Origin of the sequence: Paenibacillus sp. FSL R7-0198 (genome assembly GCF_038000415.1) — a bacterium.
In the GTDB taxonomy this organism is placed as follows: Bacteria; Bacillota; Bacilli; order Paenibacillales; family Paenibacillaceae; genus Paenibacillus.
Window position 1 is genome coordinate 1,105,990 of record NZ_JBBOCB010000001.1, and the last position, 17,608, is coordinate 1,123,597.

Sequence of the window (17,608 nt, forward strand, 5' to 3'; positions counted from 1 at the left end):
CCTATCAAAATGATTAAACCTGCGATTAACAGTACTACCACGGCAAAGGAAGGAACGTATTCAGAGGGGGTGCCCCTTCAACCCCCCACCAAACCAGACTAATCGTTAACATGACAAAAATAAAAATGAGTGAATTGACAAACCTTTTGCTCAATTTTAGCCGACGTGAAGGATGTAATTCTGTCCGTGTAGGAAGCGAACCCGCTTCGGGGATCGATTCTTCCGTTGAATTTGGCGTTTTTTTGGAGCGTGATGGTGCCCTTTGAGGAAGTACTGGACTTTCCAGTTTTTCTGTATAAGGCTTGCGCTGTGATCTAGGTAAAGAAACGGAAGTAATTGGTGTGATTCCGCCAACCTCAGCAGCTGCTGCCGTTTCAGCAACGATGCTTACTTGAGAAGCCACCTGACGCTCGGATTTCTCTTTTTTATCCGATTGACGATGGCGCTGACTGCCATATGTCTTCATTCTACTTAATGGCTGATTCATGATCCCCTCCGAAAACGTATCGCTAATCCGGACACCAAATCAATAATAAAGTGACATAGTATAGGCGCCCATAATGTGCCGGACTGCAAGTAAATCCAACCCAATCCATAACTTGAGACAAACACCCAGCCTGTTGGAATCCAGTGTCGCAAATAACGAATATGGATAACTGCAAATAAAATACTTGTCCAGTAAGGACCGATGGCATGCTGGATGGCTCCACGGAATAATAATTCCTCACACACAGCAACAATGGCTGCTATACATACAATGTGCCAGATCGGACGCCCACGGAACAACATCTCGTTAATTCCACCGTCATCCATGCTTTCCTGAGGTATAACATACGACAGTACCAAGTCCATAACAAGCATAACGCCTGCAAGACCAAGACCCCACCATATAAATTGGTAATTGTCAGGCCATGCGAGTACATCTAACAAGTTTCGTTTCTGCAATAAGATCCACACAACTCCGATAATCAGTGTCAGACCTTGTGTAAAGTATAGATTGATTAAAAGCAAACGCTCGGTAAGCTGCTGTGGCTCAGCCTTCTGAATCTTGAACTTGGGAAACTTGAATTTTTTCATCGGATGCGTCTGTCCTCTTGAGTTAAATTTGATGGATAACAATTACGTTGTCCAATCGGATAGTATACTAAATGATAGCCAAAAAACCAAATAGGTTCAAGGCCTGCCCCAAGTCCTGGTTTTGTGTCCGTGTCATTACTTCATTAAAGCAGTAAAATCCGATTCATCAAACAGCACATATTTCATCTTCTTGTAGTATGTTCAGTAACTATTGTATTGCTTATAATGGCTTTGTTTATATATGAACCGCAAGACATCTGCAAAACAATTTAAAACATTTAAGCCTATTGACATGCTCATGTCAGCCATGATACATTATGAAAAAATTAGTCACGTTAAACACGATGATGGAAAAAAGACGTTGCTTCGTCTTACAGAGAGCCGATGGTAGGTGTGAATCGGTGGCAGGCAAATGGTCTTGAGCGCTCCTGAGTTATTGCATTGAAATTGGAGTAGGTGCAATCGGTTTAGACCCGTTATCCTCTTCGGTCTTCATTGACCGCTAAGACTGTCGTTGCGAAACGGCGGTGAATTAGGGTGGTACCACGACAACTCTCGTCCCTTATTGCGCAAGCAGTATGTGGATTGAGAGTTTTTTGATTTATTTTAAAGGATATCTGTGGGATCACTCTATTTGTTTCACCTTCCCCCTCTGTTGCGACACCGCGTTGTTGGGCGGAAGAATCAATCTGGTTTTAAGGAATACCTCTTCGCTGAGGTCAGACCTTGACGATATAGATACACATACCTAAGGAGGAAGAAACCATGTACAAAGTGTTAGTGTCGGACCCAATCAGTGATCTGGGTATCCAGCAACTGGTGGATGCAAATGATGTTGTTGTTGAGAAGAAAACCGGTCTTAGTGAAGATGAACTTGTTGCCATTATTGGTGATTATGATGCCCTCTTGGTTCGCAGCCAGACTCGTGTTACAGATCGTATTATGACGGCTGGTACCAACCTTAAGGTGATCGGACGTGCAGGTGTTGGTGTAGATAACATTGATCTGGAAGCTGCTACACAGCGCGGTATCATCGTTATTAATGCACCTGATGGCAATACCATCACAACCTGTGAGCATACGTTTGCCATGATGATGGCATTGGCACGACACATTCCTCAGGCATATGCCAAGACTATTCAGGGTACGTGGGATCGTAAAACCTTCCTGGGTGTGGAATTAAGAAATAAAACGCTCGGTGTACTGGGTATGGGACGGATCGGTAGTGAAGTTGCCAAGCGCGCCAAAGCATTCGGAATGGACATTCTTGCTTACGACCCGTTCCTCACGGAGGAGCGTGCCGAGAAGCTGCAAGTGAAGTTGGCTAGTGTAGATGATATCATTCGCAATGCGGACTTCATGACCGTGCACACGCCATTAACACCGGAAACACGGCATATGATTTCACGTCCACAATTCGAAGTGATGAAAAAAGGCATGCGTATCATCAACTGTGCTCGTGGTGGAGTTGTAGATGAGATGGCACTTGTCGAAGCCATCGATCAAGGTATTGTTGCTGGTGCAGCATTTGACGTATTCGAAAGCGAGCCGCCAGCCGCTGATCACCCGTTCCTGAATCACCCTAGCATTATCGTTACGCCTCACCTTGGTGCGTCCACAGTAGAAGCACAAGAGAACGTGGCTATCGATGTGTCGGAACAGGTGCTTCACATTTTGCGTAACGAACCGTTTAAAAACGCAGTTAACATGCCGGCTGTTGCACCAACCGTGATGAACAAATTGCAGCCGTACTTCAAACTGGGTGAAACGTTGGGTAGTTTTGCAGCACAGATTACACAAAATGCAGTGCAGGAGATTCGTATCGACTATGCTGGTGAACTTTCTGAAGTAGATACTTCTCCTCTCACACGTTACATTGTGAAAGGGATTCTCGCCAGACATTTGGGTGGGGAAGCCAACATCGTTAACTCCATGCATCTGGCCAAAATCCGTGATCTGAATGTGGTTGTAAGCCAAACCTCAGCAACTAAAGGATTCACTAACCTGATTACCGTAACATTGGTTACAACTCAGGATGCTGAGGAACGTCGTGTAGCAGGTACATTACTTGCAGGTTATGGAGAGCGTATTGTTCGTCTGGACAAATTCCCGGTAGATATCGCACCGGAAAGTCATCAAATTTTGATCTCTCACAACGATAAACCAGGTATTATCGGACGTGTAGGAACCCTGCTTGGACAAAACGATGTCAACATCGCATCCATGCAGGTTGGACGTAAAATTATTGGTGGTGCAGCAATCATGATTCTGACCGTAGATAAGGCTGTTCCAAAAGATGTGCTTGTGCAGCTTGCTGCGCTGCCTGAAATCAATACTGCTGTTGAAATTGTTCTGGAATAATCAAATATATTCCTATATGTAAAAGGAAAGACGGGCCCCTCGTGGTCCCGTCTTTTTTCGTGTACCCGCTGAAATATCGGTGAAGAAGTTTGCAAACAAAATATTTGTGGAATTGAAAAAGGGGTGCCCCTCAACCCCATATGAACTCCGCTTCTTTTGGTCAATGGAAATAGTCTTAATACGTAATCGAACTATTAACTTAACTGAATAATGTTTAGTGTAGACCCCGGAGGAGACAGAACGGCTGCGCCAACAAGCCCGAATAATTGTAACTGTATTGTAGAACCAGCGGTAACGGTAACCATAAAGTCAGACTGCAGCTGGCTGAGAGAAAGTGCTGGAGATACCACACTCGCTGGAATTGCTGCACCGTTAAGTAAAACCCGAGATTGGATAGCAAGCGCAGCTGTCAGATTTATCTTGTATGAGATATAGTAACGACCTGCATTGGTCAGTGTAAAGGTGTCATTTGTCCCATTGACGGTTATACCTGTGCCAATATTTTGGTTATTCGGTAATGGAACGAGTGTACCACCCAATATTACAACAATCGTACCATTAGTGTTCTCAGCAAAAGCCGAGTTAGATGTTACAGATGTTCCGGTTGCACCAGTTGCTCCCGTTATACCTGTGGCTCCTGTGGCTCCTGTTCCACCAGTCGCACCAGTTGCTCCGGTACTTCCCGTTACGCCGACTCCCGTGGCTCCGGTTATACCTGTGGCTCCGGTTTCCCCAGTAACACCAGTTGCTCCAGTGCTTCCCGTTAGGCCGGCTCCCGTGGCTCCGGTTACACCTGTCGCTCCTGTTCCACCAGTCGCACCAGTTGCTCCAGTACTTCCCGTTACGCCGACTCCTGTGGCTCCCGTTATACCTGTCGCTCCTGTTATACCTGTCGCTCCTGTTACCCCAGTGACACCAGTAACTCCGGCACTTCCCGTTACGCCGACTCCTGTGGCTCCGGTTATACCTGTCGCTCCGGTTTCACCAGTCGCACCAGTAACTCCAGTACTTCCCGTTACGCCGACTCCTGTGGCTCCTGTTCCCCCAGTTGCACCTGTTGCTCCCGTACTTCCCGTTATGCCGACTCCTGTTGCTCCCGTTATACCTGTCGCTCCTGTTACCCCAGTGACACCAGTAACTCCGGCACTTCCCGTTACGCCGACTCCTGTGGCTCCGGTTATACCTGTCGCTCCGGTTTCACCAGTCGCACCAGTTACTCCAGTACTTCCCGTTACGCCAGTCGCACCAGTTGCACCAGTAACTCCGGTACTTCCTGTTACGCCGACTCCCGTTGCTCCAGTTATACCTGTCGCTCCGGTTTCACCAGTCGCACCAGTAACTCCAGTACTTCCCGTTACGCCGACTCCTGTTGCTCCTGTTCCCCCAGTTGCACCTGTTGCTCCCGTACTTCCCGTTATGCCGACTCCTGTTGCTCCCGTTATACCTGTGGCTCCGGTTTCCCCCGTCGCACCAGTAACTCCAGTACTTCCCGTTACGCCAACTCCCGTTGCTCCCGTTATACCTGTGGCTCCGGTTTCCCCCGTCGCACCAGTAACTCCAGTACTTCCCGTTACGCCAACTCCCGTTGCCCCCGTTATACCTGTCGCTCCGGTTATACCTGTGACTCCTGTTCCCCCAGTTGCACCAGTTACTCCAGTACTTCCCGTTACTCCAACTCCCGTGGCTCCTGTTATACCTGTCGCTCCGGTACCTCCTGTTACGCCGACTCCCGTGACACCAGTTACTCCAGTACTTCCCGTTACGCCGACTCCCGTGGCTCCTGTTATACCTGTGGCTCCGGTTTCACCCGTGACACCAGTTACTCCAGTACTTCCTGTTATGCCGACTCCCGTTGCTCCGGTTACGCTTATTCCCGTTGCTCCAGTCAATCCTGTTACGCCTGTTGCTCCTGTTTCGCCTGTAGCACCAGTACTGCCTGTTACACTTACTCCTGTGGCTCCTGTTATCCCCGTCGCCCCAGTCAACCCTACAAGACCAGTCGCTCCTGTTTCACCAGTTGCCCCGGTTCCTCCAGTTACTCCGGTTGATCCCGTTACGCTTAGTCCCGTGGCTCCCGTAATTCCAGTCGCCCCTGTTAACCCTGTAAGACCAGTCGCTCCTGTTTCACCGGAACTTCCTGTCACTCCAACTCCAGTTGCACCCGTCACACCAGTTGGGCCTGCTCCAGCGATCAACGTGTAATCTGGTGAAGTCCCCGGCGTCCCCGTTGGTGATGCCACATTCGCAATATACGTACTACCGTTAAACGTTACAACCTGGCCAGCTGGATACGTTGGGGCTACGGCTGGATCAAATGGTACGATACCACTTAAACCTACGCCTGTCGCTCCCGTTACCCCTGATGCTCCTGTGACTCCGGTACTTCCGGTTACTCCAACGCCAGTTGCACCGGTCACACCTGTCGCTCCTGCTCCAGCGATCAACGTGTAATCTGGCGATGTGCCCGGCGTTCCGGTTGGCGATGCCACATTCGCAATATACGTACTACCGTTGAACGTTACGACTTGACCCGCTGGATACGTTGGAGCTACGGCTGGATCGAATGGTACGATACCACTCAAACCTACGCCGGTCGCTCCTGTTACGCCCGATGCTCCTGTAGCTCCGGTACTTCCCGTTCCACCAATGCCGGTTGCTCCTGTAACTCCCGTTGCGCCTGCGCCCGCTAGCAATGTGTAATCCGGTGAAGTCCCCGGCGTTCCCGTTGGTGACGCCACATTCGAGATATACGTACTGCTGTTGAACGTTACGACTTGACCCGCTGGATACGTTGGAGCTACGGCTGGATCGAATGGTACGATACCACTTAAACCTACGCCTGTCGCTCCCGTTACCCCTGATGCTCCGGTAGCACCCGTGCTTCCCGTTCCACCAATGCCGGTTGCTCCTGTAACTCCCGTTGCTCCTGCGCCCGCTAGCAATGTGTAATCCGGCGATGTGCCCGGCGTTCCGGTTGGTGATGCTACATTCGCAATATACGTACTGCCGTTGAACGTTACAACTTGGCCGGCTGGATACGTCGGGGCTACGGCTGGATCGAATGGTACAATGCCACTCAAACCTACGCCTGTCGCTCCTGTTACGCCCGATGCTCCGGTGCTCCCGGTTACTCCAACGCCAGTTGCACCCGTCACACCTGTCGCTCCCGCGCCAGCAAGCAACGTGTAATCCGGCGATGTGCCCGGCGTTCCCGTTGGTGACGCCACATTTGCAATATACGTACTACCGTTGAATGTTACAACTTGACCCGATGGATACGTTGGAGCTACGGCTGGATCGAATGGTACGATACCACTCAAACCTACGCCGGTCGCTCCCGTTACGCCCGATGCTCCGGTAGCACCCGTGCTTCCCGTTCCACCAATGCCGGTTGCTCCTGTAACTCCCGTTGCTCCTGCGCCCGCTAGCAATGTGTAATCCGGTGAAGTCCCCGGCGTTCCCGTTGGTGACGCCACATTTGCAATATACGTACTACCGTTGAACGTTACAACTTGACCCTCTGGGTACGTTGGGGCTACGGCTGGATCAAATGGTACAATGCCACTCAAACCTACGCCTGTCGCTCCTGTTACGCCCGATGCTCCTGTAGCTCCGGTACTTCCCGTTCCACCAATGCCGGTTGCTCCTGTAACTCCCGTTGCGCCTGCGCCCGCAAGCAATGTGTAATCCGGTGAAGTCCCCGGCGTTCCGGTTGGCGATGCCACATTAGCGATAAACGTACTGCCGTTGAACGTTACGACTTGACCCGCTGGATACGTTGGAGCTACGGCTGGATCGAATGGTACTAGGCCTGTCAATCCCGCCCCGGTTGCTCCCGTTACACCTGATGCACCTGTGGCTCCTGTAGGTCCTGCACCTGCAAGCAATGTATAGTCTGGCGAAGTACCTGGCGTTCCCGTTGGCGAAGCGACATTTGTAATGTAAGTACTGCCACCAAACGTGACGATCTGTCCAGCTGGATATGTTGGTGCTAATGCGGGATCGAATGGCACGATGCCACTTAATCCTGCACCTGTGGCTCCAGTAACACCAGTCGCCCCCGCAGCAGCGATTAATGTGTAATCCGATGAAGATCCTGGTGTTCCTAGAGGACCAGCTACACTCGTAATGTAAGTACTACCGTTATACGTAATTACTTGACCTGCTGGATAACCCGGCGCGAGCGCTGCATTAAATGCCACGGCTCCTGTCAAACCAGCTCCGGTTGCTCCCGTTGCTCCATTGGTTCCACCCGACAGTAAAAGAGTGTAGTCTGGAGAACTTCCTGGTGTACCCAAGGGACCGTTTACATTAGCAACATAAAGACTACCCTCGTAGCTTACTACTTGACCTTGAGCATAAGTTGGTCCCAGTGCAGGATCATATGCAGTAATATTGTTCAAGCCAACACCAGGTGCTCCTGCAGGACCCTGTGCTCCCTGTGGACCAACTGGGCCAACCGGTCCTACTGGTCCAATTCCTCCGGGTGTTCCAGTGGCCCCTGGCACCCCAGGGACTCCCGGGACACCTGGTACCCCAGGGACTCCTGGCACTCCCTGTGGACCGGCTGGTCCGGTAATCCCTCCAGTTCCAAGAGTTGTCGTTGCCCGGCTTAGTGATATGGAGATCGATCGAATTAATCCCACAAGTTTATCTTTTTCTGCAGGAGGTACTTCCAGAAGCAGCGTCACACTTAACAAGTCATCCAGTAAGTTTTGCAAGTTACCTGCGAGATTAATAAGAGGAACAGGGACAACCTCTGAACCTGCAATCGTTAATTCCAATACGGCTTGTAATTCTGCCTTTACTCCGGCACGAAATCCGGATTGATTTACAAAACTAAGTAACTGGCGTAATGCGTTCTGCAAAGACAGTATATTGGCTGAAGTCGGCTGACTGATTACAGCAGGAATAGCCACAGCCAATGAACGCAGTATGGATTCAAACTGCTCTAGTTCGCTTGTGGTTATTGGAATAAACGGAGAGCCCGCTCTAAAAGATCTGCCTTCCAGAAAAGCTTTAATATTGACCCTTTTTCGATCATCGGACATGCTTAACTCAATCCTCCTCTATCTTGCTTGCTTTTCAAGCTTATGTCACATAGGAAGGAAAATTATCTTGGACACTCTTTTTAGTCAAAAAAAGACCATTCATGTTCCACGTTGAACAAGATTAAACGGTAGTCTTCAACAAAAAAACACCCTCCATAAGGGGGTGTTTCCGCACTTTTTGTATGAAATTCAGGCTATTTCGATGAATCCAAAGGAAATTGCAAAATAAACTCTGTTCCTTCGCCAAGCACACTATTGACGGTAATCATGCCTTGATGCGCATCAACAATATTCTTCACAATCGCTAAACCAAGCCCCGTACCTACACTTTCTCCCCGAACACGAGCCTTGTCTGCTTTGTAGAATCGTTCGAAAATAAATGGCAAGTCGGATGAAGGGATACCTACACCCTGATCCTTTACAGAAACTCTGACAAATGGAGCACGAAGATAAGTGACCCGCTCGGCTGAGATCATTACATTTTTGCCAGTAGGCGTATGTCTGAACGCATTATCCAGCAAATTCGTAAATACTTGCTCAAGTCGATCCTCATCTGCCTGTTGAAGTTCAATGGTTGGTTGTTCAAACTTAAATTGTAGTTGAATTCCCTGTTCTTTTGAACGCACCGAGAACTTCCGATATACACGTTCAAGCAGTTCTCCGAGGTCAACTTCCTTCATCACCATGTCCGTGTGTCCAGCTTCCATCCGCGCAAGGTCAAGCAAGTCTTTAACCAGTCTGCCCATCCGTAGAGACTCATCATGAATGACCTGGATCAGTTCTTCGCTCTCTTCCGGTGAGGTTGCCATACCGTCCAAAAGAGCTTCACTGTAACCTTGCATCATGGATAGCGGAGTTCGTATCTCATGAGATACGTTAGCCACGAAATCACGCCGCATTTTTTCCAGACGCACTTCTTCTGTTACATCTCTTAAGACAGCCACAGCCCCTCTAACAACACTGTCAGCATACAACGGTGCCATCTGAACAGACCAAACACCTTGCTGTACATGAACATTGGAGTTCTGGTCCCCACCTTGCTCCATCACCATTCTAAACAAAGGAAGAAGGGGCTCAGGTACATCACGCGAAGTCTTGTCAGACTGCTCGGATTCTTGTCCTTCGTCCATTTTTGCCCAATCGAGATCATACCATGCCTGCATGATCTTCTCTCCTGGCGGATTCGTCAGAATAACTTTGCCTTCACCATCAAATGTAACCACCGCATCGGTCATGCTGCGAAGCACACTCGCCAAATGTTCCTTCTCATGGTTAAGGTTTCGAATATTATCTTCCAGTTGGGCAGCCATATGATTAAATGTGTTGGCAAGTTCACCAATCTCATCACTCGTTACCAGGGAGAGACGTGTTCCGTAGTTCCCTTTGCGAATCGCATTGGCTGCCTGAATCAATTGCTGCATGGGCTGCGTTATTTTGGTGAATAGAAACAATGCAAAAAACGTGGTTAAACTGAATCCGATAATACAGATATAGGTAAACAACCGCTTAATATCTCTGGATTCGGATTCTGCAAAGTTCGTATCAATGTAGGGCAGCAAAAAAAGACCCAGCGCTATAAGTACACAACCCACAAGGCAGATAATAGTGATCCATAACTTCCCGACCAGTGATCTCCAGAAACTAAAACTACTTCGGTACTTCCAGTTTATAACCCACACCCCACACCGTCGTAATCATGGCCGCCGATTCAGGCGATACCTTGTTAAGTTTCTCGCGAAGACGCTTCACATGCGTATCCACGGTACGAAGATCGCCAAAGAATTCGTAATTCCATACATCTTTGAGCAATTCTTCTCTGGAGAAAACTTTGTCGGGAGATGTTGCCAGGTAGTGCAGCAATTCATATTCTTTTGGTGTAAGACTAATCTCTTCGCCACCAGCGGTTACCCGGTGGGCATCATGCTCAATAACCAGATGCGGGAACACGATGTTGTTACTCGAATTGCTCTCCTTGGAGAGATAAGCTGTCGCGGAAGCTCGACGCAAAATCGCTTTGACGCGATAAATCACTTCACGCGGGCTGAATGGTTTTACAACATAATCATCAGCGCCAACTTCGAAGCCTTGAACCCGGTTAATCTCTTCACCTTTTGCAGTGAGCATCAAAACCGGTGTTGATTTCACCTGACGAAGACGGGTACACACTTCAACTCCATCCATACCCGGCAACATCACATCAAGCAAAATCAGCCCGTAGTCCCCTGCTGTTGCTTTACGCAGTGCAGTTTCCCCATCCTCAGCTTCATCGATCTCATAACCTTCTTTTTCAAGATACATTTTCAAAAGCCTGCGGATTCTCTCTTCGTCATCCACGACCAGTATTCGATTCTCATGTTCAGCCATGCCTCTCCAGCCCCTTTGCAATAACTCCTCATCACTTCTATTATGTTCGATCTGGCGAACAATATTTGAATACCCTCTTATAAAAAGGTACGTTTGTGTTTCCCGCTTCTAAACTCAACCTTTGCAATAGAAGTCTGTCCTAGTCCGCTCCAGCATAAGAATGTAATCCGGCAATGATCAGATTCACCCCAACCAGCGTAAACATGACGACCAGGAAGCCAAGAACTGCAAGCCATGCAGACTTCTGACCTTGCCAACCTCTGGATAAACGCAAATGCAGATACACACTATAATATAGCCATGTAATCAATGCCCACACCTCTTTAGGGTCCCAACCCCAAAAGCGACTCCAGGCAATCTGAGCCCAGATCATGGCAAAAATTAATGCTCCCAGCGTAAATATCGGAAAACCAATGGCAATCGCACGATAACTTATCTCATCCAGATCATCGGCATCAATTCCATCCATCATTGGCTGTAACGCTTGTCCAAGAGGTCTGCGCACAAGAAGTCGTACAATTCCATACAGGATCAGACCTACAATAAGTGACCAAACCACCGTATTCAGCTTACGCCCGGCATTTACCCCGTTCATCCAGGAAGGCGTCTCAAGTAAAGGTTTTTTTATGCCAAGAAACGGTGTCATGCTCTCCACTTCGCTATTATATGGTGCAAAAATCGGAGGCATGCGATAAATCACTTTCTCTATTGTACTATTTTCCTGTACCTCTGTGTCAATGCTGACCGTTTTCTGTACAAAAACCGCCTCGTAACCAGCTGTACGAAAGGCAAATACCGTTCCGATGAATCCGATGACTACAACAATCGTAACCAGGGTGAATTCAACCCATCCTCGTTGACGTCTTGAAGATTTGTCCTTACCACTGAAATCAACAGTACGGAGCAAATACATGAACCCTGCGGCAAAACCCACGGCGAAGAATGCTTCACCAAGCGCCGCCAACGTCACGTGAATTTTCAGCCAGATGGACTGAAGCGCCGGGATTAATGGCTGTACCTCCTGAGGAAATACAGCGGCGTACGCCATAATAATAATGGTAAGTGGTAACGCAAACAAACCCAGTAATGACTTACGGTATATGGCATATACAACAATAAATGCAACCATAATCATCATGGACAGAAAAGACATGAACTCATACATGTTACTAACCGGGATATGACCTGCCCCAGCCCATCGGGTTACAAAAAATACGATATGTGCCGCCAAGGCGACAGTCGAAGCGATAAAAGCTCTTTTACCCCAGCGATTCATATGGTCCAGAGGATCACGATTACTCCATTTTTTGCCCATGACTGCGACAGCATATAACAAGAATGCAGCACAATAGAGAAAGAAAGATACGATAAATGCGTCGCTGCTGAAATCCAATAAATTCATGCCTGGTTCCCCCCGTTATCCAACGACTTCTCTTCCACTTCCAGATTCATCTGTTTCAAGACGGCCGCAACTTCACGCCTGAAGCCAAACCAGTTTTTGTTGGTATGTCCACCCAAGGTGAGCTGTTTATCATCAAAACGAATCCAGATGCGGCGATGATGCCAATAAAAACCCATGACCAGACCCAACATAACAATACCGGCTCCTACCCACACAAAAGGCATTGCCTTATCCACTCTTATATTGAGATAACTTACGGACTGAATAATATCAACCTTGTCCATACTGTCTACTTCCAGCTGTAGAGGAATCTCAGCTCCAATCAACTGTTGGTTAATCGCATCTTGTTGAAACCGTTGTTTGTCAATCTGCTTCGCAAAGTACAGATATTGTATCCCCTCTTCGGGCAGATCCGGTCCCTTGATGAGAAAGAGAAAAGCAGGTGCATTAGGTGAAGGCGATTTTGATTTGGGCTGACCATTCTCATCCAATCCAAAGTCCATAAACTTTTCTTTTACCGTGAGCTTATAAGGACCAGCTTCAAATGTTCTTTGGGTATCTACCATATCAATCTTAATTGGCCCATATACTTCACCCGTCTTTGTATTGACCAGATCAGGCGTTACGGACCGAATGGTGGGTGTTAGATCATAATCAAACTGATATGCTTTCAGACCTTTATAATTCAATGGATGATTCACGCGTACATCATGTCTGGCCACCTCAGCTAACTGAGGTTTCTTCGAAAGATCCGAACAGTCTGCTGTACATTCATACAAAACAACTTTTGTTTCGAACAGTTTCGGAACGGTTTTATTGAGGTTACGGAATTGCTCAGGTACTTCTTCCTCACTGTAGAATTCAACATTGAACTGTTCATTTTGCAGATACATCGATGTATTCGGGATCTTTTTGATCTCACCTTCAGGAAAAGCGACGTGCTCGTCCAGATTCAGACCTGGAAGCCCTCGTGCGAGTACCGCCAGCAAAAATATAATGAGTCCAATATGGATGACATATGGGCCCCATCGACTGAATCGCTGTTTCTCTGCGAGTAATGCATCCCCCTGGGTGTGCACGCGGTATCCTTTCTTTTTCAACGGCGTAACCGCTTTCTTAATCCAGTCTTCTGGTGCCTCTTCGATGGTACCTTGGAACACCAGACGCTGTCTTGTCAAAAATTGCGTATGTTTACGTATTCTCTGTTTATTCAGTGCTTTGTAGAGCGGTAGGACGCGATCCAGACTGCATATCACCAATGATGCCCCAATCAGCACCAGCAGTAGAATAAACCACCAGGATTCGTATGTATGGGATAAACCCAACAGATAATAGATATGACCCAACTGACCGTATGTTTCTTTGTAATAGACGGAAGGATCAATATTCAAGAATGTACTTTCTTGCGGATAGATTGTACCAAGCATAGAACCTACCAGCGTAAAAACAATCATATAGACGGCAATTTTGACGGATGAAAAAAAGTTCCATATGCGGTCAATGATGTTGGGATTACTACGCTGTGAACGGCGCGCCATGCCATCATAACGCATTTCCAACACTTCATCCGATTTAGCTTCAGACTCCAGCAGCGGTTTCCCACATGCTTCACATAGTACAGTGCCTACCGGATTCTGGTGTCCGCACTCACATTTGGTATTTTGGAACACGAATAGACCTCCTGTCAGGGCTGCTTCGCCAGTTGCGAAATTTGAGCGTCAAGTGTGTCCAAATCAAGTTGCCCGATATGAATGGTAGAGATTTTGCCCGTGTCGGATACAAAGAATGTTGTTGGCATCGGAGAGATCCCGAAATCACGAACCGAGTTTTTCTCCCTGTCAAGCATGATTGGAAACGTAACCCCAACCTGCCGTACAAAATTATCCACGGTCATCTGGTCTTCTCCAACATTAATTCCGACAAATTGTACTCCCTGGTCCTTCCATTTGTCAGCCTGCGCCTGAAGTGCAGGCATTTCTTTAACACAAGGTTCACACCATGTGCCCCAGAAATTGATCACCATCGCTTTTCCTTTGTACTCATCAGACGTATGAACTTGACCATCCAGGCCCAGCAGTTCAAAAGAAGGAGACTTGTCCCCTTCCTTTGGCTTGCCATTCGAGCCGGATACCGATGTGGTAATCGCATATCCGCCCAACACCAGGATCAATAACAAAATGACGATTTGCACCGTTCTTCTTGATTTCCCCATGTGCTGCTCCCCTTTTATGTGACTGTAGCATTCGCATCTTATTGGTCTAAGACAACTGTGAACATCCTATGAACAATTATAGCGAATTTCGTCACAAAACTGCGGCGGTTTTATGAAAATTGTGTGTCCTCACATTACCTTTTTTTCATTTTTTTGGCTGGTTCTGATTGTGCGAGGGTAATCAGGTTGTTGACTTCTTCTTTGGTCAGATTACGTGTCAGACCACGTTTCAGGTTTTGTAGCAAAATACCACCAAACGAAATCCGTTTCAGACGGGTTACCGGATGGTTGATCGCCTCGAACATGCGTCTAACCTGACGGTTACGTCCTTCATAGATCGTAATGGAAATGACCGACTCATTAGCGGCTGTATCCACATCTTTGTACTCTACCTCTGCAGGAGCAGTCATGCCGTCATCCAGCATAATGCCTGTCTTTAATTTCTCCAGAGCTGTACCATGCGGCACACCTTTAACCGTTGCATGATACGTTTTGGGTACGTGATGCTTCGGATGCGTCAACAAATGTGCAAACTCTCCATCATTGGTAAGGATCAATAAGCCCTCTGTGTCATAATCCAGACGACCCACAGGATATACGCGTTCCTTGACACCTTTCAGGTAGTCGGATACAATTTTCCGACCTTCCGGGTCAGATGCACTTGTGATTACACCTTTTGGCTTGTTCAACATCAAGTACACTTTTTTCTCACTGCGGATTGGTTTTCCATTAACCGTAATCATATCCTCTTCGGGGTTCGCTTTTGTACCCAGTTCGGTTACGACCTCCCCGTTAACTTCTACTTTGCCGGACAGGATTAGTTCCTCGCTCTTGCGGCGGGATGCAATGCCTGCCTGTGCGATAATTTTTTGTAATCTTTCCATGTTTGTCATGTCACCTCACACTAATGATACCCATCACGCAGGGAAATCACAAGGATAATCCAAGGATTTTGCAAACTGGCGACACGAATATGCATTTTAGGCGACCTTCCCCTTTGAGATTGACGCAAAAAAAGCCTACCTTTACACGACCTGTTGAACACAGATGGTGTAAAGATAAGCCTTTTCCTCAAATCATTTAATTGGAAACTTTTCCTGCAACTGCAACCTGTTTTTTGGCAGGTTTAGTACTCTCTTTAATGAAAGTCTGCAATGTCTTGGAAGTAATATAATAGGTACGTCCACCGTACACAAATGTCATCATACCAATGACCCGGTTGTTCTGATCCAGAACAGGGCCACCTGAATTACCTTGTGCCATGGATTTCACAATACTGCCGATTCCCTTTTTACCTGGAACGTCCGAAGCTTGGGAACTGAACACTCTGCTTTTGGCTATCGTATTGTAGGTTGAAGGAAAATCTTCATCCAGGATGACAAGATCACCAGCAGGATTTTTGGGGAATCCAATGGTATAGACAACCTGGTTATCCCTTGCGTTTGCAAACGTGACCGGTTGGGCGTCTATTTCCTTGTCCAGCTTCAGCAGCGCCATGTCTGTCACCGGGTCTGTCTTAATAATCTTTGCCTTTACAGGCTTACCCAAGGAACCCGGACTCGCAACAGTCAGTGTGCCTTCATCACCATCAGACAGTTCAGCATAACTCTGAACGACATGATAATTCGTGAGCACTTCATCCTTGGAGATCAGTATCGAGGTACCAACATCATAATATACCATATCGGGTTCATCCTGCTTGACCAAACGTACATTCACGACTGGAAAAGAATCCGCTGTGACTGCCATTTGTGCACGCAGCTGTTTGTCGAAGTAACCTGTAAAATGTATCGTCTGAACGGCTTGAGCTGCCGCCAGCCCCGTTGACCCTGCGAGCATTGCAATAGCAAGCACGCCTGACATTCCGACACGGAGCATTCGTTTCCAACTCTTCTGCATGTCTCACTCTCCTCCGCTATTATTCTAGCATATCTAATATATCGGAAGGAAAGGAGATATCTTTTAACCAAACACGAGCAAACAAATGGCAAGGGCAGCAATAAAACCAACGACATCGGAAAACAACCCTACTTTGAGTGCATATCGACCGTTTCGTATACCTACAGCCCCAAAATAAACAGTCAGCACATATAATGTGGTATCTGTACTCCCCTGAATCGTAGATGCCATACGTCCGATCATGGAGTCAGGGCCATGGGTTTTGATCAGATCGGTTGTAAACGCCAGAGAGCCTGTCCCCGTTAAAGGACGCAGTATTCCGAGTGGCAACACTTCGCCTGGAACACCCATCCAGGACACCAGCGGAGCGAACAGGCTAATCACAAAATCCAGTGCACCCGAGGCACGAAATACGCTGATTGCGACCATCATGCCCACGAGATGCGGAATAATACTGATTGCAGTAGAGAAACCATCCTTGGCCCCATCAACAAAGGATTCGTAAACCGGGACCTTTTTGGTAAACGCATATAATGGAACAAACGCGATAATAACCGGGATGGCCCAGACGGAGATCCAGTTGATGAAGGTTAACAAAGGTGCTCATCCTTTCATGCCGGGATTGCCACTTTTCGGTATGCGCGGCGGTTTGTGTAAAGCCCTGTTCCGATACCAGCGATCGGCGATTATAGCAGCAAGTGTAGCGATAATGGTAGCCATCAATGTTGTTCCCACAATCTCTGTTGCATTGGCGGAATGATAGTTTAAGCGGATGGCGATCAGCGTTGTCGGAATAATGGTAATACTAGCCGTATTCAGAGCCAGTAAGGTGCACATGGCAGGAGAAGCGGTTTGTTTGTCCGGATTAAGCTCCTGCAGTTGTTGCATGGCTTTGATTCCCATCGGAGTAGCCGCATTTCCTAGCCCCAGCAGATTCGCACTCATATTGGAGAGAATATAACCCATCGCCGGATGATTTTTGGGCACATCGGGGAACAGGAAGCCCACAACCGGACCGAGCAGCTTGGCAATCCGGGCCAGGAGGCCAGCATCCTCAGCCATTTTCATCATGCCCATCCAGAACACAAGCACACTAATCAGTCCAAAACAGACCGTGACTCCCGTTGCCGCCCCATCAAAAGCGGCTTGCGTGACCACTTCGATATTGCCGTTGACGGCTGCAAAAGCAAATCCGATTAAAATCATGAGCAGCCAAATTAGATTAATCATGGATTATATCCT

At 47.8% G+C, this 17,608-nt stretch carries 13 protein-coding genes and 1 other annotated feature; of the genes, 1 reads left to right on the forward strand and 12 read right to left on the reverse strand.

Annotated features, from left to right (window positions below; all coding sequences use genetic code 11):
* Positions 1-34 precede the first annotated feature (34 nt).
* The gene (locus MKY87_RS04630) at positions 35-487 is read right to left on the reverse strand and encodes a hypothetical protein (protein ID WP_338587619.1); all 453 of its coding nucleotides are present in this window, start codon (positions 485-487) and stop codon (positions 35-37) included.
* A complete protein-coding gene (locus MKY87_RS04635) occupies positions 484-1,077 on the reverse strand; it encodes a CPBP family intramembrane glutamic endopeptidase (protein WP_338587620.1) in 594 nt (197 codons plus the stop codon). The genes MKY87_RS04630 and MKY87_RS04635 overlap by 4 nt, the downstream gene beginning before the upstream one ends.
* A 335-nt stretch (positions 1,078-1,412) precedes the next feature.
* Positions 1,413-1,643: a binding site (T-box leader), on the forward strand.
* 199 nt (positions 1,644-1,842) lie between these two features.
* Between MKY87_RS04635 and serA the strand changes: the two genes are divergently transcribed.
* Positions 1,843-3,438 (forward strand): phosphoglycerate dehydrogenase, encoded by a 1,596-nt coding sequence (gene serA / locus MKY87_RS04640; protein WP_076209897.1) that lies wholly within the window; start codon positions 1,843-1,845, stop codon positions 3,436-3,438.
* A 194-nt stretch (positions 3,439-3,632) separates the two neighbouring features.
* On the opposite strand, the gene MKY87_RS04645 is transcribed toward serA, so the two are convergent.
* The 10 genes from MKY87_RS04645 to MKY87_RS04690 form a co-directional block, all read right to left on the reverse strand.
* Positions 3,633-8,489, reverse strand: coding sequence for a BclA C-terminal domain-containing protein (locus MKY87_RS04645; protein ID WP_340963144.1), 4,857 nt, complete (start codon positions 8,487-8,489; stop codon positions 3,633-3,635).
* A 194-nt stretch (positions 8,490-8,683) separates the two neighbouring features.
* Entirely contained in the window at positions 8,684-10,081 is a 1,398-nt protein-coding gene (locus tag MKY87_RS04650; protein WP_253501426.1) for an ATP-binding protein, read from the reverse strand.
* Between the two features lie 55 nt (positions 10,082-10,136).
* Positions 10,137-10,853 carry a response regulator transcription factor gene (locus MKY87_RS04655; protein WP_036607918.1) on the reverse strand — a complete coding sequence of 239 codons (717 nt, stop codon included), beginning with the start codon at positions 10,851-10,853 and terminating at the stop codon, positions 10,137-10,139.
* A gap of 139 nt (positions 10,854-10,992) precedes the next feature.
* Positions 10,993-12,255 carry a cytochrome c biogenesis protein CcsA gene (ccsA, locus tag MKY87_RS04660; RefSeq protein WP_338587622.1) on the reverse strand — a complete coding sequence of 421 codons (1,263 nt, stop codon included), beginning with the start codon at positions 12,253-12,255 and terminating at the stop codon, positions 10,993-10,995.
* The gene (resB, locus tag MKY87_RS04665; protein WP_340963146.1) at positions 12,252-13,925 is read right to left on the reverse strand and encodes a cytochrome c biogenesis protein ResB; all 1,674 of its coding nucleotides are present in this window, start codon (positions 13,923-13,925) and stop codon (positions 12,252-12,254) included. Before resB ends, ccsA begins: the two co-directional genes overlap by 4 nt.
* 14 nt (positions 13,926-13,939) lie before the next feature.
* Entirely contained in the window at positions 13,940-14,467 is a 528-nt protein-coding gene (locus tag MKY87_RS04670) for a redoxin family protein (protein ID WP_017687661.1), read from the reverse strand.
* A 134-nt stretch (positions 14,468-14,601) separates the two neighbouring features.
* Positions 14,602-15,351 carry a pseudouridine synthase gene (locus MKY87_RS04675; RefSeq protein WP_062835222.1) on the reverse strand — a complete coding sequence of 250 codons (750 nt, stop codon included), beginning with the start codon at positions 15,349-15,351 and terminating at the stop codon, positions 14,602-14,604.
* 196 nt (positions 15,352-15,547) lie between these two features.
* The gene (locus MKY87_RS04680; RefSeq protein ID WP_339782965.1) at positions 15,548-16,366 is read right to left on the reverse strand and encodes a S1 family peptidase; all 819 of its coding nucleotides are present in this window, start codon (positions 16,364-16,366) and stop codon (positions 15,548-15,550) included.
* Positions 16,367-16,429: 63 nt separating this feature from the next.
* Entirely contained in the window at positions 16,430-16,963 is a 534-nt protein-coding gene (locus tag MKY87_RS04685) for a spore maturation protein (RefSeq protein ID WP_017687658.1), read from the reverse strand.
* A 6-nt stretch (positions 16,964-16,969) separates the two neighbouring features.
* Complete coding sequence (locus MKY87_RS04690) at positions 16,970-17,596, reverse strand: nucleoside recognition domain-containing protein (RefSeq protein ID WP_017687657.1); 627 nt, start codon at positions 17,594-17,596, stop codon at positions 16,970-16,972.
* Positions 17,597-17,608 lie beyond the last annotated feature (12 nt).

Bases quoted from the DNA above. Each gene is read 5' to 3' on its own strand.
- serA (WP_076209897.1), top strand. From the start codon at position 1,843: ATGTACAAAGTGTTAGTGTCGGACCCAATCAGTGATCTGGGTATCCAG.
- MKY87_RS04635 (WP_338587620.1), bottom strand. From the start codon at position 1,077: ATGAAAAAATTCAAGTTTCCCAAGTTCAAGATTCAGAAGGCTGAGCCA.
- MKY87_RS04690 (WP_017687657.1), bottom strand. From the start codon at position 17,596: ATGATTAATCTAATTTGGCTGCTCATGATTTTAATCGGATTTGCTTTT.
- MKY87_RS04630 (WP_338587619.1), bottom strand. From the start codon at position 487: ATGAATCAGCCATTAAGTAGAATGAAGACATATGGCAGTCAGCGCCAT.
- MKY87_RS04645 (WP_340963144.1), bottom strand. From the start codon at position 8,489: ATGTCCGATGATCGAAAAAGGGTCAATATTAAAGCTTTTCTGGAAGGC.
- MKY87_RS04675 (WP_062835222.1), bottom strand. From the start codon at position 15,351: ATGGAAAGATTACAAAAAATTATCGCACAGGCAGGCATTGCATCCCGC.
- ccsA (WP_338587622.1), bottom strand. From the start codon at position 12,255: ATGAATTTATTGGATTTCAGCAGCGACGCATTTATCGTATCTTTCTTT.
- MKY87_RS04655 (WP_036607918.1), bottom strand. From the start codon at position 10,853: ATGGCTGAACATGAGAATCGAATACTGGTCGTGGATGACGAAGAGAGA.
- MKY87_RS04680 (WP_339782965.1), bottom strand. From the start codon at position 16,366: ATGCAGAAGAGTTGGAAACGAATGCTCCGTGTCGGAATGTCAGGCGTG.
- MKY87_RS04670 (WP_017687661.1), bottom strand. From the start codon at position 14,467: ATGGGGAAATCAAGAAGAACGGTGCAAATCGTCATTTTGTTATTGATC.